Below are 19,976 nucleotides of genomic sequence, written 5' to 3' on the forward strand. Positions count from 1 at the left end.
GAATGTCAGATTTACCGATCTTATCAATAAGCATTTTCTTGCCTTTACTAAGTGCATTATATATCCTGCTGTTTATTAGACAGAGTAGGTCGGTTAATAAACAAGTTTATGCGATATATGTTGCAGTTTTAAGCTCTGTACTAACATTAATAGCTACTATTTGTTTATTAGTTCAATTTGATAGTACATCAAAACTTTATCAGTTTGTCGAATGTTATAATTGGGTTCAATATATAGGTCTTGAATTCCACATTGGAGTCGATGGAATCTCAGTATTTTTTGTTGTTCTGACCAGCTTTTTAACCCTTATCTGCATTATAGCTAGTCTATTTACCGTCAAAAAATATATTAAAGAATTTTTGTTTTGTTTTTTATTAATTGAATCTTTTTGCATTGGGGCTTTTTCCTCAATGAATTTACTATTATTTTACTTATTTTTTGAAGTAATATTAATCCCAATGTATCTAATTATAGGAATTTGGGGAGGTGAAAATAGAGTTTATGCGGCTGTAAAGTTCTTCCTCTATACTTTCTTTGGTTCGGTATTTTTCTTATTGTCGCTGCTATATATTTATAGCCAAGTTCACAGCTTTAATATGCTTGTTCTGAACGAATCAATACCTTTATTAGCATTATCGGTGCAGAGAGTTTTATGGTTGGCAATCTTTATAGCCTTCGCGGTAAAAGTGCCTATGCTACCATTCCACACATGGCTTCCTGATGCACACGTACAAGCCCCAACTGCTGGGTCTGTCATTTTGGCTGGTATATTATTAAAACTTGGAGCATATGGTTTTTTACGAGTGTCATTACCAATGTTTCCAAATATATCAAAAGAATTTGCATTTTATGTATTAGTGCTGAGTATATTTGCTGTAATATATGGTTCATTAGTTGCACTAGCTCAAAGAGATATGAAAAAGATGATAGCTTATTCATCGATAGCTCATATGGGCTACGTTACTGCTGGGATTTTTAGTTTGACAGAAGCGGGAATTAAGGGGGCAATATATCAAATGATTAGTCATGGTGTGTTAGCATCTACTTTGTTTTTGATAGTTGGTACTTTATATGACAGATTGCATACTAAGGAAATAGACCAATATGGTGGTGTAGCAAATAAAATGCCAATACTTGCAACTTTGTTTATGATTGCCATGCTTGGCTCTATAGGTTTACCAGGCACTAGCGGTTTTATAGGAGAATTTTTAAGTTTAATAGGTATTTATCAAGCCAATATAGTGCTAGCTATGATAAGTGCTGTTGGTATTATTCTTGGAGCTGTTTATATGCTAAAACTTTACAAAGAAGTAATGCTAGGACAAATTACTAATGTTCAGGTTGCAAGCTTTAAAGATTTATATCTCTATGAAATGATTGCAATTATACCATTATGTATAACAATAATTTACTTAGGTTTGCTGCCAAATGCAATTATCAACATGCTTGATGTATCAATTCACAAAATTTTGTTAGAATTATTTTATGTTGTAAAATAATTAGGGTGTGTCATCAATCAACTGTTGATGCTTTAGGAAGTCCTATAGCTTCTCATTTAACCCTGTAGATAACAAAATAAGCTGGATAATAAGTCTAATTTATAGTAGACTCTAAATAAAAAATAAAACTATGAAAAATTTATTATTACTAACAATCATTAGCATTTCACTCTTATTTTCTGCTTCCTCTTGGGCCATTGATAATCAATTTTATTTGAAGGTCGAAGTTGGGGCAAATAAAATGAATAATATTAAGTTAAATGATAAAGAGTTACAGCAGAATACTGCTGCTATTGTTGGTGGAGGTGTGGGTTATTATGTTCTAGATAATGTTAGACTTGATCTTATGCTTGATTTTTTTGCTAATCAGCAAGTAAAACACTCTTTTGCCGGTGTAGACTCAAAAATTAAGCCCCAAATTACTACTTTAGTGATTAGTGGTTATGTCGATATTTTTGATATAAGCATTTGTGAATTATTTATTGGAGCTGGTGTTGGTGTTGGTCATCTGAAAAACGAAATTACCAATAATAAGCTTGGTACTTCAGTTTCTAATAGTAAAAAAAATAACCTAGTATATCACCTTACTTTTGGAGTTGCTGCCAAGTTAGCTCCTGTAGTAAAAGTTGAGGTAGCTTATAGCTGGAAAAATCTTGGTAGTACCAAAGAGATAAAGAATCATGTTAAGTCATTGCCGTATAAAGGTCATAATGTAACACTTGGCATTAGGTTTGATGTATAAGTTTACCTGGCTAGCATTATTCCGTCATTGTAAGGAGTTCACAACTGTTGAAAGTTAGAAGAGGAAGGGGTTTTAGAGGTCATTATGGCAGTTTAAAAGTTGCAAAAAAAATAACCTGCGTCATTGAGGGGAATGTGTAAGCTTCAGACGTCATTGTGAGCTGATGTATCCCCACGAAATTGTTGCAAAATAGCAAGAATTGATAGAATATCTTCATTATTTAATGATGATGGAGATAGTAGGTTATGGATGTAAAAACAGTATTAAATGAAGTAATAAAAGAACATTGTCCTTTTATACATAATAATCGTTTAAATGCGTTACTTGATGTTGCAGAAGGTTTGCGATATAGTCAGAATTTGTCTTTGAGTGCAATTGGCAGGAACTTGAGTGGTGATAGTAAAGTAAAACATAAAATAAAAAAAGTTGATAGATGTATAGGTAACAAACATTTATATAACGAGGTTGATAATCTCTATAGTGCTTTATCATATTTCATATTTGAGTTTATCAAGCATTCTAATGATGACAGTGTTGTGATTGATTTATGTTATCTTAAAGATGATCGCATGGTACAAATGCTAAGTGCTCAATTTTGTACAAGAGGGATGAGTTTACCTTTGTATCAAGATGTGTTTGAAGAAGGTGAATTAAAGGGCAGAACGGTAGAATTTTTAAATAAATTAAAGAGTATAATACCTGATGGAAAAAGGGTTATTGTGATTATGGACGCTGGCTTTCATATTGAATGGTTTAAGGAAATAGAAAAACAAGGGTGGAGTTGGGTGTGTCGGGTACGACAAGGAAAAGATTTAAAATTAGCTAAGAATGAGGATTGGATATCAGTTGAAAATTTCATGCCATCAATTGGTTCAAAAACGATGGAATGTGGTACGATTCTGCTAACCAAAGCTCATAAATATTCCTGCAGAATGGTTACAACTTGCAAAGTCCCTAAGGGTCGAGTGCAGAAGGTTAGCAGGAATCGTACTAGCAGTAAAACAGCAAATGGTTCATATAACAAAGCTGCAAAAGAACCTTGGATATTGGTAACTAACTTAAGTTCTGATGAATATAAGGGAGCGGAAATAGTGAGGTTATATAGCAAACGTATGCAAATAGAGGAGACGTTTCGAGTGATAAAAAGTCATAAATTTGGTCTTGCTGGAAGATATATTCGAACTTTAGATGTGAATAGATGGGGAGTTTTAATGTTACTATCTGCCATTGTTATTATAACATATTGGGTTATAGGTGTGGTAGGCTATAGCCAAGGTATGCAAAGAATTTTCCAACCTAACACAGTAAAAGATAAAAAGATTTATTCGTATTTTACCCTTGGGAAATTTATTATTGAATTTAATTATTTGCATGCCATAAAACCATTGGTAGAACCCCTGGCATCTATTATAAAGACGGAGCTTTGTCGTGCTTAATTTCGTGGGGATACATCAGATTGTGAGGAAGACCGTAGGTCGCGAAGCAATCCACAAAAGTAACCAAAAATGGATTGCCACGACCTACTTGCGTGGTCTCGCTAATAGCGGAAAAGCTATCTAAACCTGCTCCACCTTCTAACTTTCAACAGTTGTGGTCGTTGCTCCTGCTAGCCAATTCCCCTGAATTGGCTATATCAAAGTGTATTCAGCTATTGATTGTGACTTTTAATTACTTTGGAAGGGTTGTTTTATATAAAATATGTTTGACAAATGTGAAATAATTCGGTAAAGTTGGTTACACTTAGTATCAATTCTCAAAAAATTAATTATCTTAATCCGGAAATATAAAGAATCTTTAATGTTATGCTAGGAGACTGCCTGCAATAACTAAAGTAATTCTATATTTGGCTCTTTTTGGCTGCGAATAAACATGATATAATTAATTAGTTATAGTTAATTCAGGAGAATTTGGGGCTAGGAACGATGGAGCGACGCCGTCACCAACTTCTCATCAATTGACTATATCGCAGGCAGCCTCCTAGTACAAATGTACACAAGGATTCCCTCGATTGATTTTGACAGCAAAATGATCAAAAGCAAAATGCCCTGAGAAAAACAAAACGAGCTGGAAAGAATACAGTTTTTAAAAAGTCTCATCTTAATTAAATCTAAAAAAAATAAAATATGACAAGAAATATAGTGACCGACAATAAGGAATCATCTGATAACCATTACAATAATAGTATCAAGTATGATAGCCCTAATAAAGATGGTATTGTTACCATCAATCTTAAACAATTAAAACGTAAATCACCTGAAGAGTTGCAAGTACAAGCAGAAAATCTTAACATTGAGAACTCTAGTGCTTTGCTAAAGCAAGAGCTAGTCTTTGCTATACTCAAGAAATCTGTTGAACAGGGTGATTTGATTTCAGGAGAAGGTGTACTGGAAATTCTACCTGATGGGTTTGGATTTCTTAGATCCCCAGAGGTAAATTACTCCGCCGGTCCTGATGATATTTATATTTCTCCAAGTCAGATTCGTCGCTTTGGACTACGTACAGGGGACACGGTAGAAGGGCAAATTAGGGCTCCAAAACCAGGAGAACGTTATTTTGCATTACTGAAAGTAAATAAAGTTAACTTCGAAGAGCCTTCTAAGGCATATCATAGAGTACATTTTGATAATTTGACTCCACTTTATCCTGAAGAAAAATTATCATTAGAACTAGAAGATAATAGCAAGGATTTTAGTACCAGAATAATTGAATTGGTGGCTCCTATGGGTAAAGGACAACGGGCGTTGATTGTTGCTCCACCAAGAACTGGCAAAACTGTTCTATTACAAAATATCGCCCATGCTATTACCACCAATAATCCAGAAGTATTTTTAATCGTTCTGTTAATCGATGAACGTCCAGAAGAAGTTACTGATATGCAGCGTTCAGTGCGTGGGGAAGTCGTTAGTTCAACTTTTGACGAACCGGCTATTAGGCACGTTCAGCTTGCTGAAATGGTTATTGAGAAAGCTAAGAGGTTAGTAGAACATAAAAAAGATGTGGTAATATTGGTTGATGCCATAACAAGACTTGCCAGAGCTTATAACACTGTTGTCCCATCTTCTGGTAAAGTTCTCACAGGGGGGGTTGATGCAAATGCATTACAACGACCAAAAAGATTCTTTGGAGCGGCAAGAAATATTGAGAATGGTGGTTCATTAACTATAATAGGAACTGCTTTAATTGATACTGGTTCGCGTATGGATGAGGTGATCTTTGAAGAATTTAAAGGTACTGGTAATTCTGAAATAGTTCTCGATCGCAAAATAGCTGATAAACGTATTTATCCTGCGATTGATATTACTAAATCTGGCACACGTAAAGAGGAGTTATTGGTTGATAAAGCCATTCTAAGCAAAATGTGGGTTCTTCGTAGAATCATTAATCCAATGGGGACTATAGATGCAGCAGAGTTTTTAATTGATAAACTTAAAAATACTAAAACTAATACAGAATTCTTTGATTCAATGAATTCATAAAATACTTTTCAGGAGGAAGTATGAGTAAAAAAACAAAAATTGCTTTAATTGGTAGTGGCAATATCGGTGGAACACTTGCACATTTGATAAGTCTAAGAGAACTTGGTGACGTAGTTATGTTTGATATATCTAAAGGTTTTTCACAGGGTAAGACTTTAGATATAGCACAAGCTGGAGCTATTACAGGTTCAGATGTAATTAGTACAGGTACTAATGATTATAAAGACATAGTAGGTGCAGATGCAATAATTGTTACAGCTGGAGCACCACGTTTACCTGGAATGAGTCGTGATGATTTAATTAATGTTAATAGCACTGTTATCAAAACTGTTGCAGAAAATATTAAACAATATGCACCGAACGCTTTTGTTATTGTTGTAACCAATCCACTTGATGCTATGGTTTATGTAATGTTAAAGGAAAGTGGATTACCTAGCAATAGGGTAGTCGGTATGGCTGGGGTACTTGATTCAGCCAGATTTAACCTTTTCCTAGCCCATGAATTTAATGTTTCTGTAGAAAATGTTAGTAGTTTTGTCCTTGGGGGGCATGGTGATTCAATGGTTCCTTTGGTTAGATATTCGACAATTAATGGGATACCAGTGTTAGATTTAGTCGAAATGGGATGGTCAACGAAGGAACGTATTAATGAGATAATAGATCGTACCAGAAATGGTGGTGGAGAAATTGTTTCACTACTTAAAACGGGTTCTGCCTATTACGCTCCGGCAACATCTGCTATCGAAATGTTAGAGAATTATCTAAAAGATAAACGCAAAATATTAAGTTGTGCTGCTTATCTTCAAGGGGAATATGGAGTAAACAATATGTATGTCGGTGTACCGGTTATTATTGGTAAAAATGGTGTGGAAAAAATAGTAGAAATAAAATTAAATGATGAAGAGCAAGATTTATTTAACAAATCAGTAGATGGAGTTAGAAAGTTAATTGAGTCAGTAAAATAGTATGCTCAGTATAATCTCACCAGCGAAAACTCAAGATTTTACTTCTCAAATAGTGGGGTTGCCATCGGTGTACTCAAATCAGAAGAGTATGCAACCCCATTTTTTTACTAAAACACAAGTTCTTTTACAAATATGTAAAAATTTGTCACAAAATCAGATTAAGCAGTTAATGGGGGTTAGTGATAAACTGGCTGAGCTTAATTATCATAGATTTCAAGATTTCGATAGCCAACCTCAGAAGCAAGCGATATTTGCCTATGATGGGGATGTTTACAATAACATTGATAGGCAGAATTTTACCGCGGAGCAGTGGGATTTCTTGCAAGGACACACGTTAATTATATCAGGTTTATACGGTGCACTAAGAGTTTTTGAAAAAATAAAACCTTATCGACTAGAAATGTCAACAAAATTGCCAAATTTTTGGCAAAACGATATTACCAATTATATAAATCAAATATTAGCAACTCAGCAAAATAAATATCTCATCAACCTAGCCTCCAATGAATATTCCTGCGTTATTAATCAGAATGATCTTAAATACCCAATAATTAATATATATTTTAAAGAAAGAAGAAATAATAAATTACAAATAATAGCAATAAACTCCAAAAAGGCTAGGGGCAGCATGTTTAATTTTATTGCAGAAAATCTTATAGACCTACCGGAAAAATTAAAACACTTTTCTAAACAAAACTATCAATATAGCGAAACCGAGTCTTCCAATAACGATTGGATATTTGTTAAAAATGCATAAGTTGCAACATTGTCATTACATTTAAATTTAAAGCTAATAACTTGTAATTATATCTGTTAATTATATTTAAACTTTTTGCTATTTTGATTATTATTTTATTAATGACTTATAAAATTAGTGGGATTATTTATGGAATTTAATCGTAACAAAGCAATTATTGGCTTTCTTAAAGCCAATGAGGAACAAAAATTTACTCCTATTCAAATAGCTGAATGGCTAGTAAAAACTTATCCTGAGGAAGTCAAAAAGAAAGAAGTAAAAACAAAACACTGAATAATATAAATGATCCATTGAAAAAGGCTGAAGTCATGTTGGAAATCCTTAGTGGAGAGATGCATAAAAATTGGTTTCAAGACATACAAAATCAGGAACCTAATATTAAAAAACAAGACTATCCACGTAGATATTATTATACTAAAGAAACTAAGCAGATAGAGATGGAATATACTGAAAAAAAACCAAACATAAAAGAACAAAGAGATATACCCAAAGCTTTTAGACTTTCTTTTACAAGAGTTTGGTGTTCATAGCAAAATTATTAATGACAAATGTTCTTCAAACTATAAAGGTACTAACGGTAATAAATGGTTACATCCTGATCTAGTAGGAATGGAGGATCTTACTAAAGATTGGGCATTAGCAATCAAGGATTGTGTGCAACAATTTGCCGATAAAAAAGCTAAGCTTTGGTCTTTTGAGGTAAAGATCGTAATTGATAGTGCTAATGTGCGACAATCTTTTTTTCAAGCCCTATCAAATTCCTCATGGGCTAATTATGGATATTTAGTAGCTTCTTCTTTAGTAGAAGGCAAGGGCGGAAGTACTTTACGGAAGCTAGAAATTCTTGCTGCTAGATATGGTATAGGATTTATTTTATTAAATATAAAAGATCAAGTTGAGAAAGGTCGAATACTAATCCCTGCAAAAGAAAGGTTAGAAATTGATTGGGATATGGCTAATAGATTAGTTAAAGATAATAAGGGATTTGAATCTTTTATAGGAGAGGTTAGAGATTTTTGTATGACAGGAAAAACTAGACTTTCCTAATAGAAGAACAATAATTAGTGAGTCTATAATATACTTTGTGCAAGTTGCAAAAGTAAGAAGTACTGTAAGAAAACAACTTATAAAAAGGTATAGTCAATTGATGAGAAGTTGGTGACGTCGTCGCTCAATGCTCGCCTATTACTTATAGGCGTCGCTCCATCGCTCCTGCTATCTACTTCTCCTGAATTGACTATAAAATATGTCAGAAAAAATAGAAAAGAAGATACTAAAAATAGTTGTATTTTTAAACTTTTGACGGAGAGACTATTTATTATAGTACCCTACAATTTTGAGAAGATGAAGAAGAATGGTTGATTTAGAGTGGTGTGAAGTAGTATAAGGTAGGTATTTTTATAACAAAATGCATAATATAATACTTCAAGAATTGATTTTATATATAGACGGAAATAAATCAAGATTAAAATGTTTGGTTGGTATGGTAATTAGTTTGCTGACGGGCAGCTCAATTTATCAAAAAGGTTTAGCACTTGGTATTTTAGGTGATGCTAAAGCGACGTCAAAAACTCATAGAATTTATCGTTTTTTAAAAGATTTTAATTTTGATTATATGAAGGTTGGCTATTTGCTATTAAGCTTTTTTGCTTCAAAAAATTATGTCGTAGCAATGGATAGGACAAGTTGGAAATTTGGTAAATCCGATATTAATATTTTATTTTTAGTAATGGTAATTGGTAAAATATCGGTGCCAATATTCTGGAAGACTTTGTCGCATGGTGGTGGGTGTTCTGCAGAATTTATGAAGGAATTTTTACAGAAATTTATTAATAATTTTGGCGTTGAAAGAATAAAATATTTGCTTGCTGATAGAGAATTTATGAATAAAGAATGGTTAGACTTTCTGATAAATAACCATCTAAAGTTTGTTATTCCATTAAAAATGGATCATAAAATTCGTCTTACAAAAGGTTTAAGAACTTTAACCATTGAAAGAATATTTAGTGATGTTAAAGCCTTAGAGTATAGGGCTTGTAGTGGTATATTATGGAATAGAAAGGTTAATTTTACCGCATATAGAAATGATAAGAGCGAGCTGATGGTTCTGGTGTCTTCAATTGAAATAGAGCAAGATATTTTTGCTTTATATAAATTTCGTTGGAGTGTTAACGACTATTTTTGCACCTAAAAAGCGGTGGTTTTGATATTGAAAAAAGTCACATTGTAAAATTGGATAGATTTGAAAAATTATTAGTGATAACTGCTATTGCTTCAGCTTTAATAGTCAAAAATGGAATAATACAAAATGCCTTAAATCCCATCCGAATAAAACGGTACAAAACCATTGAAAGACAATTGTTTTCATTATTTACCTATGGCTTTGATCATATCAAAAATGCTTTTTATCAATCTACAACAGCCATAACGCAGCTAATATCCACATTATTAATACCTCCCAAACAAAAACTTTTTTCTATCCTAATACCATCTTTACAAAAATTGTAGGATACTTATATCTTTAAATTATGATATAAGTAATGGTAAGAGGGTGATTTGAGGGGTACTTGATTGAGATAATCGAGCATAGAATAAGTACCCTCTTACAAAGTTTGCTTTGAACAAATTGCAGAAGGTGTTGGAAGTAGCAGCCTTGCACAATAAGACGAAGGAGATTATATCATGAGTAAAATAATAGGTCTAGATGTAAGTAAACAATGGCTTGATATATGTGTATATAATACAAGCGATAAACCTAAATATCATCGTTTTGCCAATGATGCAGCTGGTCATGAAGAGGTGATTAAATTAGCAAAAGAGCAAGAGATTAAGCTAATAATATGTGAACCCACTGGAGGATACGAAGCTGAGATTTGTCAAAAGCTGTATAATAATAAGCAACAAATACATAAGGTCAATACATATAGTTTTAATTCTTTTAGTAAATCGGTAAATTTGTGTAAAACTGATAGGAAGGATGCATTTAAATTAGCATATTATGGTGATAAGATGCAGCTTTCAGCGAATTATATATATCAAGTTGAATCAGAGAATTTGAAGAGATATAAGCAAAGACGAGAAGATTTAGTATTAATGCTTAGCAATGAAAAGAAAAGACTACATCATAGTATTGATGGTATTGATAAAGATAGTATAGAAAAACACATTAAATTCTTACAAAATGAAATAGCTGAGCTTGATAAGAAGTTAAACAAAACAATAGATGAGTCAGAAGAGTTAAAAGAGAAGGTAAAAATATTAGAGACTGTACCTGGTATTGGTAAATGTTTGGCTACAAAACTAATTAGTTTTGTACCTGAATTAGGGGATAAAAATTATAGTAGTAATGAATTGTCAGCAATTGTGGGGATAGCTCCGTACGCCCGTGATAGTGGTAATAAGCAAGGACGAAGATTTATTAGGGGAGGCAGAAAAATACCACGGGATGCTTTATACATGGCGGTATTAACTGGCAAAAATGGTTTTCAATATTTAAAAACTTTATACAATAGGCTTGTTAATAATTTTAAACCTAAGAAAGTTGCGATAGTTGCTTGTATGCGTAAGCTACTTGAAGTTTGCCATAAACTTATTCAACAAAAACGTTGTTTTATTATTTAGATAAATATTTTTTTGAAAATTTAGATAAAAGATAATTGCTATGCCATACAAGGCACAGATCTGTTATGAATTTTCAAACTAGCTGGACTGCTTGCCTATGTTTTTAAGCCTAATAAAATTTCTGTAGCTTTTGGAAAATTAAACAATCTCAACCTTCCTCTTACATCAAACTGAGGTTATTATAACATATTGGGTTATAGGTGTGGTAGGCTATAGCCAAGGTATGCAAAGAATTTTCCAACCTAACACAGTAAAAGATAAAAAGATTTATTCGTATTTTACCCTTGGGAAATTTATTATTGAATTTAATTATTTGCATGCCATAAAACCATTGGTAGAACCCCTGGCATCTATTATAAAGACGGAGCTTTGTCGTGCTTAATTTCGTGGGGATACATCAGATTGCGAGGAGACCGTAAGGTCGACGAAGCAATCCAGAAAAATGATTAGAAATGGGTTACCACGCCGCCTAAGGTGGCTCGCAATGACGCCAAGCTATTTTCTATATGACTTTTTAAATGCCATGCGTAAGGTGAGTTACTATTAACCATATCTTTAAAAGGCTTATTCTTATACAAAATTGAGGTTACTTACCCCTCCCTAACTTCGAGTCAATTTTTTTTTGTTTTTTGCTTTAATATTTGTCGCAATTTTAGTTGATTTTGTTCTTTTAATATATTTTTTTGATGGAACTGTTATCAATTTATTAGACATAGTATTATTACTGCTCGGTTGACCAAAATGCGTATCTAATAGTTTTACCATTTGCAAATTTCTAGACTCAGCAGATCTGCCACCAGTGACAATAGCAACCAATGATTTGTTTTTTCTAGTTGCAGCAGTAATCAAGTTATAGCCAGCTGGAGTGGTATAGCCGGTTTTTAACCCTTCAACTCCTTCATAAGTTTCATTCACTTTATTATGCCCTCGTATAGTTTTACCTCTAAAAACAAAGTTATTTTTAGAAAAATAACTATAATATTTGGGAAAATCTCGCTTAATAGCTATAGATAGTTTAGCAAGATCCCGAGCGGTAGTTTTTTGACAAGGATGATGCCATCCAGAAGCGTTTTTAAAATAAGTGTCTTTCATACCGAGCTGATGGGCACGAACAGTCATCAACCGAGCAAATTTTTCCTCACTACCTTTAATATTTTCAGCCACAACCATAGCCGCGTCATTTGCCGATTTAACAATTAGGCCTAAAATAGCCTCTTTTACAGTAATAGAGTCTTTCTCTTTAAGTCCTAGTTTGCCTGGTAATGTTTTTTCTGCATTTTTTGAAACATATAATTTTTGGTTTATTGATAACCTACCGGATTCTACTGCTTCAAATAATAAATACAAGGTCATTAGTTTTGTCAATGAAGCCGGATATATTTTAGTAGTAGAATTTTTATCATGCAAGATTTTACCAGTATTGTAATCTACGACAAGACTTGTTGGAGTTGGTGCAGATACAGGTTTTTTTGCAGCATAAGCAGAATATGAGCTTATATTGAATGTTATTATACAGGAAAAAAATAGCAATAGTTGTAATCGCATTAGCATAATTATATGGTTTAAAAATCTTCTTGTTAAGATATAGTCAATTGATGAGAAGTTGGTATTGATGAGAAGTTGGTGACGTTGTCGCTCAATGCTCTCCTATTACTTATAGGCGTCGCTCCATCGCTCCTAGCATCAACTTCTCCTGAATTGACTATAGAATAATATTACGAGTCGGCAAGATTAAAATTATTGTTTTGTAATTGTAGATTTTTTTTTGTTCTCTAAAGCCTTTGTTAATTCAGTTTCATCTAACGTTTTTATAGGGTCTAACATAGTACCTGATGTTTTTATTTTAAGATTTACAGGAGTATTTTGATTACTAGAATCGTTTAAATTAAGTTTTAAATCTGCTATATAGAAAGATAATATTGAAGATAATGTCATGTCCCAATTATATACATTTACAGCTAATGATGCAGACCCGCTAGTATATTTCGTATTAAATACTACATCTTTTATTGTAGCTATGCCATTTTTTAACTGAATGTTGCCATGCAAACTATCTAATTCAGTTTGCCCTTGATACACAGCATGGGCTAAATCTTCTTTTAAATATTTAAGATTATAATCTTTATTATTAACTTTTTCTATAAATGAATCAATGGAAAAGTTACTGATTTTAGCATTTTTTACGACAAACTCTGATTGAGTGCTAAGCTCATATAACAATTTTTTTAAACTATCACCATTAGTGGCGAGTGTTCCATTGATACTCATCCCCCCATAATTGTTTAGTAACCCTTTCGGAAAAATATTAGATAATTGAGCTAAATCAATAGAATTTAGGGCATAAACAAAGTTAAGAGTATATGGATCTAATAAAATATTACCTTCTGCTGCTAATTTACCAGAAAGTAGATTTGCTTCAAGGTTACTGATTTTAAATAAGGTATTGTTATTTGCTAAAGCAAATTTAATATCTTGTAATACTAGAGCATCCTGCATTATTTTTGATAACATGCCATCTAATTTTAACTCTATTTTTTCTAAATCAAATTCATTTAGTAATTTATTTCGTAGATTAAGTAAAGATTCAGCCGTTAAATAGTTAACATTAAGAGAACCATCATTTATTGTAACTTCTAATTGTGGTTTAATATTATTTGCTAACAAATTGGCACTAAGATTGATGTAATCACTATTGGTTCTTATATCAAGATTACTAATTTCAATATTACCTGGCGAAATATTTGCTAATATATATGCTTTACCAAATGAATTATTTTCCATAAGTATATCATTGATCGTGATATCAAAATTACCTAAATAATCAACTGCCCTAATGGGAATATATTTAGCTAGATATGATTCATCTTTCATATTTTCTGACAAACTTTTGGCAAATTTCACCAATGGTGAAATTATTGGATAATCCTCTCTATTTAAATCTATCGAGGAGAAGTCAAGAATAGCTATAAAATGCGGCATAGAACCAATAAATCTAGCCGTAATATTACCCGTAACTTTAGTGTTCTCAGTTTTTAGCATAAGATTTTGTAAATATACATCTATTAAAGTTAGTTTTAAATCTGAGGATAAAATAAAAGTTGTAGGCTTTTTACTAACTGCCTGTTCATACCCTAAAGTATTCAATACAGAATTAAGGTCATTATGTTGCAGGTAAATTGTGCCATCAAATATACTTCTTACTGAGTTTTGAGTTACATTACCTACAAATTGAAAATTTCCTCCGGATTTTATTGTACCAGAAAAATCATTAACCACTAATACCCCTTTGTCTAAATTAAGCAAAATTTTAGTATTATTTAATACCTCATCATTATTTAATATTATTTGATCAACTAAAATATTGGTGATAATTGATTTATTCTCAAAGAGAAACCTTAACCCAAAAACTGAATTGCTAAATTGTTTAATATTATTTGATGAGGTAATCAATGACTTTGTATCTATCTTAGGAAAATGTAATTTTATTATACTAGTGACCTCGTCACTTTTGTTCAAATATATTGAACCGTTACCTGCTAGTGAATTAGAATCTATAGTTATATTTTCTAGCTTAAGTAATTGGGGAGTAGGCAAAATATCAAATTTTATATTTATCTTTTCATTCGGATTAAATCTTCTAAACAAAGAGTCTAAATCTGGTATAAGAATATGTAATATATCAGCTAAATGTTGTATTAGATATTCTGCTTTGCCATTTATTAGTTTAGAATCTATATAGGTTTCTAACAGGTGAAAATTATAATCACTATTAGCGATAGTAAGGTCAAGATTTATTTGATTAGCATTTCTTTCAAAGAATCCGGATAATTTTCCCACATACCCCCCATTTCCCTTGAATGAAATTTTACTAGAAATAGGATTGTTTTTAAATAGAGAGCAGTTATTTAAAGTAAGAATAGGTTGGTTATTTTTATTTAGAATAGTCAGATTTTTAACATCAAAATTTATATCTATTATACCATTTGTTATCAATGAACTAACTATCCTATCATGGTTTATAATGTCAAAATCCTGCTCATCTGAATATATTGTGGCATTATTTATGGTTACAGCACTAATTTTTGGTCTAAGAATTAATAATGACCATGGAGCAAAGTAAATTTTTATATTTTCTAATTCTAGCCTTCCATCTTCTTTTATACGATCAATAGTCAAATAAGGTATAGGAAATTTAGTTATTTTTATGTTTTTTAGATTTTGAGGAGAAATTTTTAATTCATTGACAAAACTGTTACTGACAGAATTATAGTCAACAAAGTTTACAGCAACTAATATAGAGCATATTAATAATGAAATAGCAATGATAGTAGATATAATTATTTTTCTTATCATAAAAGATTATCCAAGATCCAATATTACTAGGAGATTGTTAGAAATAACTAAAGTAATTATCCCCGATGGTCTCTTAGGTATATATCAAAAACGTTAAAAATAGAAACTATATCACTGAATTTGGGATATAGCTAATCCGATTAAGAATTTAGCCATTGCGATCTGACGAAGGAGTTATCCCCAATTTACATACGTCCTCTCAAATTGCTGTATAAGCTTTTCCATATAACCGGCAGTTTATGCTTGTTCCTAATCCATTATCTGTATCGGTCTTTAAAGCTTATTAACAGCTGGATAAGTAAAAAGTAAAATATGAGTTAAATTAAGCATAAAATGAACAAGTATGCTTGCTTCAATTCTTTTCGTTACTTTATATATCCATCCATATAAAGCTCCAGCTACTGTAGCTAAAATTACGTATTTTAGCCCTCCTGGATAGTGCATCACTCCAAAGAAAAGTGCAGGTATTAGTATGGTTATATCCTTAGAATATTTATATTTTAACTGACTTAATGATTCTTGGAAAAATCCTCTAAATAATCCTTCCTCAGCAACGCATGTAAAAAATAAATTATTGATTACCCATATCCATAAATTCTGTGGTATCTTTGGTGCAAATTTGATGTACTCAAATGCAATAGATAACACTATTATTACTAATAGAATAATTGGTAATCTATAAGAAACTTGCAAGAGTAATATTTTCAGTTCGCTGCAAGTAGATGCTAAATCTAAAGTTAAACCTATAATAATTAAGCCGACAATTGTCTTATCTAAGTTTAAATATAGTGTAAACGGTAAAGCATCTGGAGTGAATTGTATTTTATCTAAAACTAATAAATTATCAAATCCTGGAATTAAATGCAGTTCTAACATTAATCCAAGTATGAACACTAAACTCCATAAGACATATTTCAATTTAGTAGAAGATTTATGATACGAAAATACTAAATAAAAAAACAACAAAATTGCTAAAATAGCAAACAGGTTCGCTATATTACTAACAAAAGATAAGACTAGAGAAATAGATAGAAATAATTGCCATGGTTTAAATTTGCCTTTTACAGGAAGCCATAATGATATAACACTAATTAATAATGTTATATATGTAAGATATTTTAGCCACATATTTCATCTATAATTGATTTGGGGTAATGTTGCACAGCCTATAGCTAACCAGTTTACGAGTCAATCATTTAATTTGTGTAAGTTCATTTTTTATTTTCCAATAAATCATATTTAAAATCTCCACAAAGTATTTCAAATTGATTTAAAGCTAAAGACCAATCTTTAATAGGCATGGTCCATTTTTTGGCTGCATTTTGTAGGGATAAAAATATTATTTTTTGAATTGACTTATCATCTGGAAACACCCCCTTATTTTTGATAATTTTTCTAATTTGACGATTTACAGATTCTATAGTGTTAGTAGTATAAATTACCTTTCTGTTCTCTTCAGGAAAGGCAAAAAACGGTATTATCCCAGACCAATTACGTTGCCAAATATCAGAAATTACCGGATATTTTTTATCCCATTTTACACCAAATTGCTGAAGTTTTAAACGTGCCATTTCGTCATTATTAGCTGTATAAATTTGTTTTAGATCTGATGTGACCTCTTTTAAATCTTTATATGACACATACTTTACTGAATTGCGAACCATATGTACAATACATAATTGTACTATAGTACTCGGGAATACACTGCTTATAGCTTCTGGAAAGCCCTTTAAACCATCCACACAAGCAACATAAATTTGTTCAATTCCTCGATTCTTTAACTCAGTAACTACTTGCATCCAAAATTTAGCACCTTCATTTTTGCCTATCCAAATGCCAAGTAACTCCTTTTTCCCTTCTATATTTACAGCAAGTGCTAAATATACTGCTTTATTTATTACTATGTGATTGTCTCTAGATTTTACATAGATACGTCAATTCGGGATAAGGATATTGTGAACATGTAGATTAAAATCAAATTTTGTTGAAGGTTTATTTTTCTTTAATGAGTAAGCAACAAGAGTAGATAATATATGGACAAAGGCATTTATTGGTGATCTATGTCTAGTATGTTCAAGGTTCATTTTATTTTTTAGATAATCAAAAACTGTTTCAATTAAGTTACGCTTTCGAAGTAAGATTTTTTCTTTCAAATCCATTAATTTATTTTCCATATTCTTCTTAATTCCATGAATCATTTTTAAGCCTCTTTCATATAAATTTAAGAACAAATTTTGCTTAATATAACCTTTATCAGCTGCTATAATTCCAGTTAATCTTTTTGTTAACTCCGGTACTGGAACCCTATCATCTACATTGCCTTTGGTCACTTTTAATGCCATAAACTCCCCTTTATTATTGATTATTACATGTAATTTAAAACCATAAAAATACCCCATAGAGGATTTACTATGTTTGGCTAATCCTTTAAAAACTTTATTGCTATAACGCCTTTTATTGTGACAAGCTTTAATCGTTGTAGAGTCAATAAAATAAATACCTGTTTCCTCACCAAACAACAAATGAATCAACATATTTAGCGGTATGAATAATCGTGCCATTAATTCAACAAATCTATTATAACTCAAGGCTTTGGGAAAATCATCCTTATGCATGCACTCTATATAACTTTTATAGAAAAATTTAAAATTCTTAGCATAGGATGTATGAAACATAATTATTATTGTTAACATTTCACTTAGACTCATGCTACAACAGCGATTTCTTTGCTTATTTGATGGTAATAACTTTCTCTGTTCATACTCCAAATAAATTTTACAAAAATCATCTATAAAACTATATAATTCTGTGATATCTTTTTTCATGCCTGTAGTTTGTTTTTTTGTTTAAAAATATAAATACTGCAGGCACTCCTTTTTGACAATCCTTTTATCTATTACTATTTCATCTATATCTTATCCCGAACTGACGTATAGATACAGTCCAAGTATAATATTGGATACACCCTATCTAAACAACGATTTTGCCACCTAGTTACTTCTTCTATTACCCCATCTGTTATGGTGGATATCAAGTCACCAGATACATCAGTTTGATATATTTCTTCTAAATGCCCTCGGATCTCGCTGACTGTCATACCGCGACCATAAAGGGATATCACTTTCTCATCAAATCCATTAAATCTCCTCAGCCCTTTTGGTATTAATTGAGGATTATACTCTCCTTCCCGATCTCTTGGTACTTCTACTGTCAGCTTACGACCATCCCCATCAATTACTGTCTTCTCATAGCTACCATTACGACTATTATTATCTACTTTTGGCATCTTGCTATGTTTTGAATATCCTAATTCATGATCCAACTCACTTGCTAATATTTTCTCAACTATTTGCTTCTTTAGCTGTTGAAATAAACCATCTCGACCAAATAACTCCGATGGATCTGCTTTTGATAATAATTCTTCTACTAGCTGATTACTGATGTTTAATGTATCTTTATCTGTATCTAATTTTTTAGCCATAATTCCTCCTTGCTTGCTTAAGTTACTTTTTTTACAGTAATCTCTTACTGCTTTCTTTGCAACTTACACAAACTATAGGACAGACTCCAGTTTACTGCATTTCCAATAGTTCATTGATTTTAGTAATAGATAGTCCAGTAATTTTCGCTACTTCTTCAATAGAGCTACCATTGTTTATCATCATTTTTATTAATTTAGCTTCCCCCTCGGCTCTACCTTTAGCTTCTCCTCTAGCCTCTCCTCTAGCCTCTCCGATTTTGATACCATCCTGTAGCCCGATTTGAATCCCTTCTTCTTTCCATACTTGAGCTATACTAGGCATAAGTTCTTCTCCTTTTTCTTTAGTTAAACTATTTTTTAATATTTTTTCTAACTCTATTTTATCATTTTGCTCAATAAAGATCAAAGTATACTGTAATAGATTTCTTATATGGTCATAGCCTATTGTTATTTCACTCAATTTAGGCAAGAGATGAGAGATTTCTTGCCATCTCTTCAGTAATTGACGTTCGTGGATGTGTTTGAGGAAAAATAACAAAATCCCAGACCATACTTTTTCCTTAAGTTCTTCATCGGGGATATCATGTACGTTAATAAGCTGACAATCATTTGTCCAAAAGCCTCTGGCTAAATCTGGATGGGTAAATAAATTCCATATATTGAGCGATGCGTTATATTTCTTCTTGCCATTATAAAGTATTAAGGGATAAATTAATGGAAGGCTTTTAGCTTTAGGATTAGTAGTTAAATATAGATCACAAATATTAATCATATATTTAAACAACCTAAATGCCATCATTTTATCAACAGTACTTTGATGTTCCAATAGCAAAAAAATATAGCCATCCTGATCATTAAACTTAACAGAAAATAATACATCTGAAATAGTTTCAGAAAGGTCTGGCTCAATAAAACTATCTTTTTCTAATTTTAAAGATGTGCTATCGATTAAAGCCAGCACATCTTTAGGCAAATGAGTTGCCAAAAATTCTTTAGCAACTATGGGATTCTCCATAGATTTGCGAAAGATTTCGTCATGTTTTGGCTTGTCTAGAGTCATAATAAAATTTACTTATATATTC

20 protein-coding genes and 1 pseudogene are annotated in these 19,976 nt (G+C 31.7%); 14 read left to right on the forward strand and 7 right to left on the reverse strand.

Annotated features, from left to right (window positions below):
• Positions 1 to 2: 2 nt before the first annotated feature.
• From NBW66_RS11480 to NBW66_RS11540, 14 genes and pseudogenes are all read left to right on the forward strand, one after another.
• Positions 3 to 1,499, forward strand: coding sequence for an NADH-quinone oxidoreductase subunit M (locus NBW66_RS11480; RefSeq protein WP_250311060.1), 1,497 nt, complete (start codon positions 3 to 5; stop codon positions 1,497 to 1,499).
• A 130-nt stretch (positions 1,500 to 1,629) separates the two neighbouring features.
• Positions 1,630 to 2,241 carry an outer membrane protein gene (locus NBW66_RS11485; RefSeq protein WP_250311061.1) on the forward strand — a complete coding sequence of 204 codons (612 nt, stop codon included), beginning with the start codon at positions 1,630 to 1,632 and terminating at the stop codon, positions 2,239 to 2,241.
• 245 nt (positions 2,242 to 2,486) lie between these two features.
• Positions 2,487 to 3,677, forward strand: coding sequence for an IS4 family transposase (locus tag NBW66_RS11490; protein WP_250311062.1), 1,191 nt, complete (start codon positions 2,487 to 2,489; stop codon positions 3,675 to 3,677).
• A gap of 699 nt (positions 3,678 to 4,376) precedes the next feature.
• The gene (gene rho, locus NBW66_RS11495; RefSeq protein ID WP_410525836.1) at positions 4,377 to 5,717 is read left to right on the forward strand and encodes a transcription termination factor Rho; all 1,341 of its coding nucleotides are present in this window, start codon (positions 4,377 to 4,379) and stop codon (positions 5,715 to 5,717) included.
• A 20-nt stretch (positions 5,718 to 5,737) separates the two neighbouring features.
• Positions 5,738 to 6,682, forward strand: coding sequence for a malate dehydrogenase (gene mdh / locus NBW66_RS11500; protein ID WP_250311064.1), 945 nt, complete (start codon positions 5,738 to 5,740; stop codon positions 6,680 to 6,682).
• A 1-nt stretch (position 6,683) separates the two neighbouring features.
• Positions 6,684 to 7,439, forward strand: coding sequence for a YaaA family protein (locus tag NBW66_RS11505; protein ID WP_250311065.1), 756 nt, complete (start codon positions 6,684 to 6,686; stop codon positions 7,437 to 7,439).
• A 129-nt stretch (positions 7,440 to 7,568) separates the two neighbouring features.
• Positions 7,569 to 7,712, forward strand: a complete 144-nt coding sequence (locus tag NBW66_RS11510; RefSeq protein WP_250311066.1) for a hypothetical protein — start codon at positions 7,569 to 7,571, stop codon at positions 7,710 to 7,712.
• A 17-nt stretch (positions 7,713 to 7,729) separates the two neighbouring features.
• A complete protein-coding gene (locus NBW66_RS11515; protein WP_250311067.1) occupies positions 7,730 to 7,969 on the forward strand; it encodes a hypothetical protein in 240 nt (79 codons plus the stop codon).
• Positions 7,970 to 8,048: 79 nt separating this feature from the next.
• Complete coding sequence (locus NBW66_RS11520) at positions 8,049 to 8,486, forward strand: hypothetical protein (RefSeq protein ID WP_250311068.1); 438 nt, start codon at positions 8,049 to 8,051, stop codon at positions 8,484 to 8,486.
• 361 nt (positions 8,487 to 8,847) lie between these two features.
• Positions 8,848 to 9,630, forward strand: coding sequence for a transposase (locus NBW66_RS11525; protein WP_250310771.1), 783 nt, complete (start codon positions 8,848 to 8,850; stop codon positions 9,628 to 9,630).
• Complete coding sequence (locus NBW66_RS11530; RefSeq protein WP_250310575.1) at positions 9,621 to 9,947, forward strand: hypothetical protein; 327 nt, start codon at positions 9,621 to 9,623, stop codon at positions 9,945 to 9,947. The genes NBW66_RS11525 and NBW66_RS11530 overlap by 10 nt, the downstream gene beginning before the upstream one ends.
• A 174-nt stretch (positions 9,948 to 10,121) precedes the next feature.
• Positions 10,122 to 11,060, forward strand: coding sequence for an IS110 family RNA-guided transposase (locus NBW66_RS11535; protein WP_250310767.1), 939 nt, complete (start codon positions 10,122 to 10,124; stop codon positions 11,058 to 11,060).
• 44 nt (positions 11,061 to 11,104) lie between these two features.
• Positions 11,105 to 11,234 (forward strand): annotated as a pseudogene (locus NBW66_RS15355) (IS982 family transposase); the annotation flags it as partial.
• A gap of 28 nt (positions 11,235 to 11,262) precedes the next feature.
• Positions 11,263 to 11,442 (forward strand): hypothetical protein, encoded by a 180-nt coding sequence (locus tag NBW66_RS11540; protein WP_250311069.1) that lies wholly within the window; start codon positions 11,263 to 11,265, stop codon positions 11,440 to 11,442.
• A gap of 218 nt (positions 11,443 to 11,660) precedes the next feature.
• On the opposite strand, the gene NBW66_RS11545 is transcribed toward NBW66_RS11540, so the two are convergent.
• From NBW66_RS11545 to NBW66_RS11575, 7 genes are all read right to left on the reverse strand, one after another.
• Positions 11,661 to 12,611: a D-alanyl-D-alanine carboxypeptidase family protein gene (locus NBW66_RS11545; RefSeq protein WP_410525799.1), complete on the reverse strand. Its 951-nt coding sequence runs from the start codon at positions 12,609 to 12,611 to the stop codon at positions 11,661 to 11,663.
• 186 nt (positions 12,612 to 12,797) lie between these two features.
• Positions 12,798 to 15,413, reverse strand: a complete 2,616-nt coding sequence (locus NBW66_RS11550; protein WP_250311071.1) for an AsmA-like C-terminal region-containing protein — start codon at positions 15,411 to 15,413, stop codon at positions 12,798 to 12,800.
• 273 nt (positions 15,414 to 15,686) lie between these two features.
• Positions 15,687 to 16,541: a CPBP family intramembrane glutamic endopeptidase gene (locus NBW66_RS11555; protein WP_250311072.1), complete on the reverse strand. Its 855-nt coding sequence runs from the start codon at positions 16,539 to 16,541 to the stop codon at positions 15,687 to 15,689.
• 83 nt (positions 16,542 to 16,624) lie between these two features.
• The gene (locus tag NBW66_RS11560; RefSeq protein ID WP_284346765.1) at positions 16,625 to 17,344 is read right to left on the reverse strand and encodes an IS256 family transposase; all 720 of its coding nucleotides are present in this window, start codon (positions 17,342 to 17,344) and stop codon (positions 16,625 to 16,627) included.
• A gap of 3 nt (positions 17,345 to 17,347) precedes the next feature.
• Complete coding sequence (locus tag NBW66_RS11565) at positions 17,348 to 18,238, reverse strand: IS982 family transposase (protein WP_250310582.1); 891 nt, start codon at positions 18,236 to 18,238, stop codon at positions 17,348 to 17,350.
• An 83-nt stretch (positions 18,239 to 18,321) separates the two neighbouring features.
• On the reverse strand, positions 18,322 to 18,894 hold the full coding sequence (locus NBW66_RS11570) for a transposase (protein ID WP_250311073.1): 573 nt from the start codon (positions 18,892 to 18,894) through the stop codon (positions 18,322 to 18,324).
• A gap of 91 nt (positions 18,895 to 18,985) precedes the next feature.
• Entirely contained in the window at positions 18,986 to 19,954 is a 969-nt protein-coding gene (locus NBW66_RS11575; RefSeq protein ID WP_250311074.1) for an Rpn family recombination-promoting nuclease/putative transposase, read from the reverse strand.
• Positions 19,955 to 19,976: the final 22 nt, after the last annotated feature.

Source organism: Rickettsia endosymbiont of Oedothorax gibbosus, from assembly GCF_936269705.1.
Classification (GTDB): Bacteria; Pseudomonadota; Alphaproteobacteria; order Rickettsiales; family Rickettsiaceae; genus Tisiphia.

Bases quoted from the DNA above. Each gene is read 5' to 3' on its own strand.
- NBW66_RS11480 (WP_250311060.1), top strand. From the start codon at position 3: ATGTCAGATTTACCGATCTTATCAATAAGCATTTTCTTGCCTTTACTA.
- NBW66_RS11485 (WP_250311061.1), top strand. From the start codon at position 1,630: ATGAAAAATTTATTATTACTAACAATCATTAGCATTTCACTCTTATTT.
- NBW66_RS11490 (WP_250311062.1), top strand. From the start codon at position 2,487: ATGGATGTAAAAACAGTATTAAATGAAGTAATAAAAGAACATTGTCCT.
- mdh (WP_250311064.1), top strand. From the start codon at position 5,738: ATGAGTAAAAAAACAAAAATTGCTTTAATTGGTAGTGGCAATATCGGT.
- NBW66_RS11505 (WP_250311065.1), top strand. From the start codon at position 6,684: ATGCTCAGTATAATCTCACCAGCGAAAACTCAAGATTTTACTTCTCAA.
- NBW66_RS11510 (WP_250311066.1), top strand. From the start codon at position 7,569: ATGGAATTTAATCGTAACAAAGCAATTATTGGCTTTCTTAAAGCCAAT.
- NBW66_RS11520 (WP_250311068.1), top strand. From the start codon at position 8,049: ATGGAGGATCTTACTAAAGATTGGGCATTAGCAATCAAGGATTGTGTG.
- NBW66_RS11525 (WP_250310771.1), top strand. From the start codon at position 8,848: ATGCATAATATAATACTTCAAGAATTGATTTTATATATAGACGGAAAT.
- NBW66_RS11535 (WP_250310767.1), top strand. From the start codon at position 10,122: ATGAGTAAAATAATAGGTCTAGATGTAAGTAAACAATGGCTTGATATA.
- NBW66_RS11545 (WP_410525799.1), bottom strand. From the start codon at position 12,611: ATGCTAATGCGATTACAACTATTGCTATTTTTTTCCTGTATAATAACA.
- NBW66_RS11550 (WP_250311071.1), bottom strand. From the start codon at position 15,413: ATGATAAGAAAAATAATTATATCTACTATCATTGCTATTTCATTATTA.
- NBW66_RS11555 (WP_250311072.1), bottom strand. From the start codon at position 16,541: ATGTGGCTAAAATATCTTACATATATAACATTATTAATTAGTGTTATA.
- NBW66_RS11565 (WP_250310582.1), bottom strand. From the start codon at position 18,238: ATGAAAAAAGATATCACAGAATTATATAGTTTTATAGATGATTTTTGT.
- NBW66_RS11570 (WP_250311073.1), bottom strand. From the start codon at position 18,894: ATGGCTAAAAAATTAGATACAGATAAAGATACATTAAACATCAGTAAT.
- NBW66_RS11575 (WP_250311074.1), bottom strand. From the start codon at position 19,954: ATGACTCTAGACAAGCCAAAACATGACGAAATCTTTCGCAAATCTATG.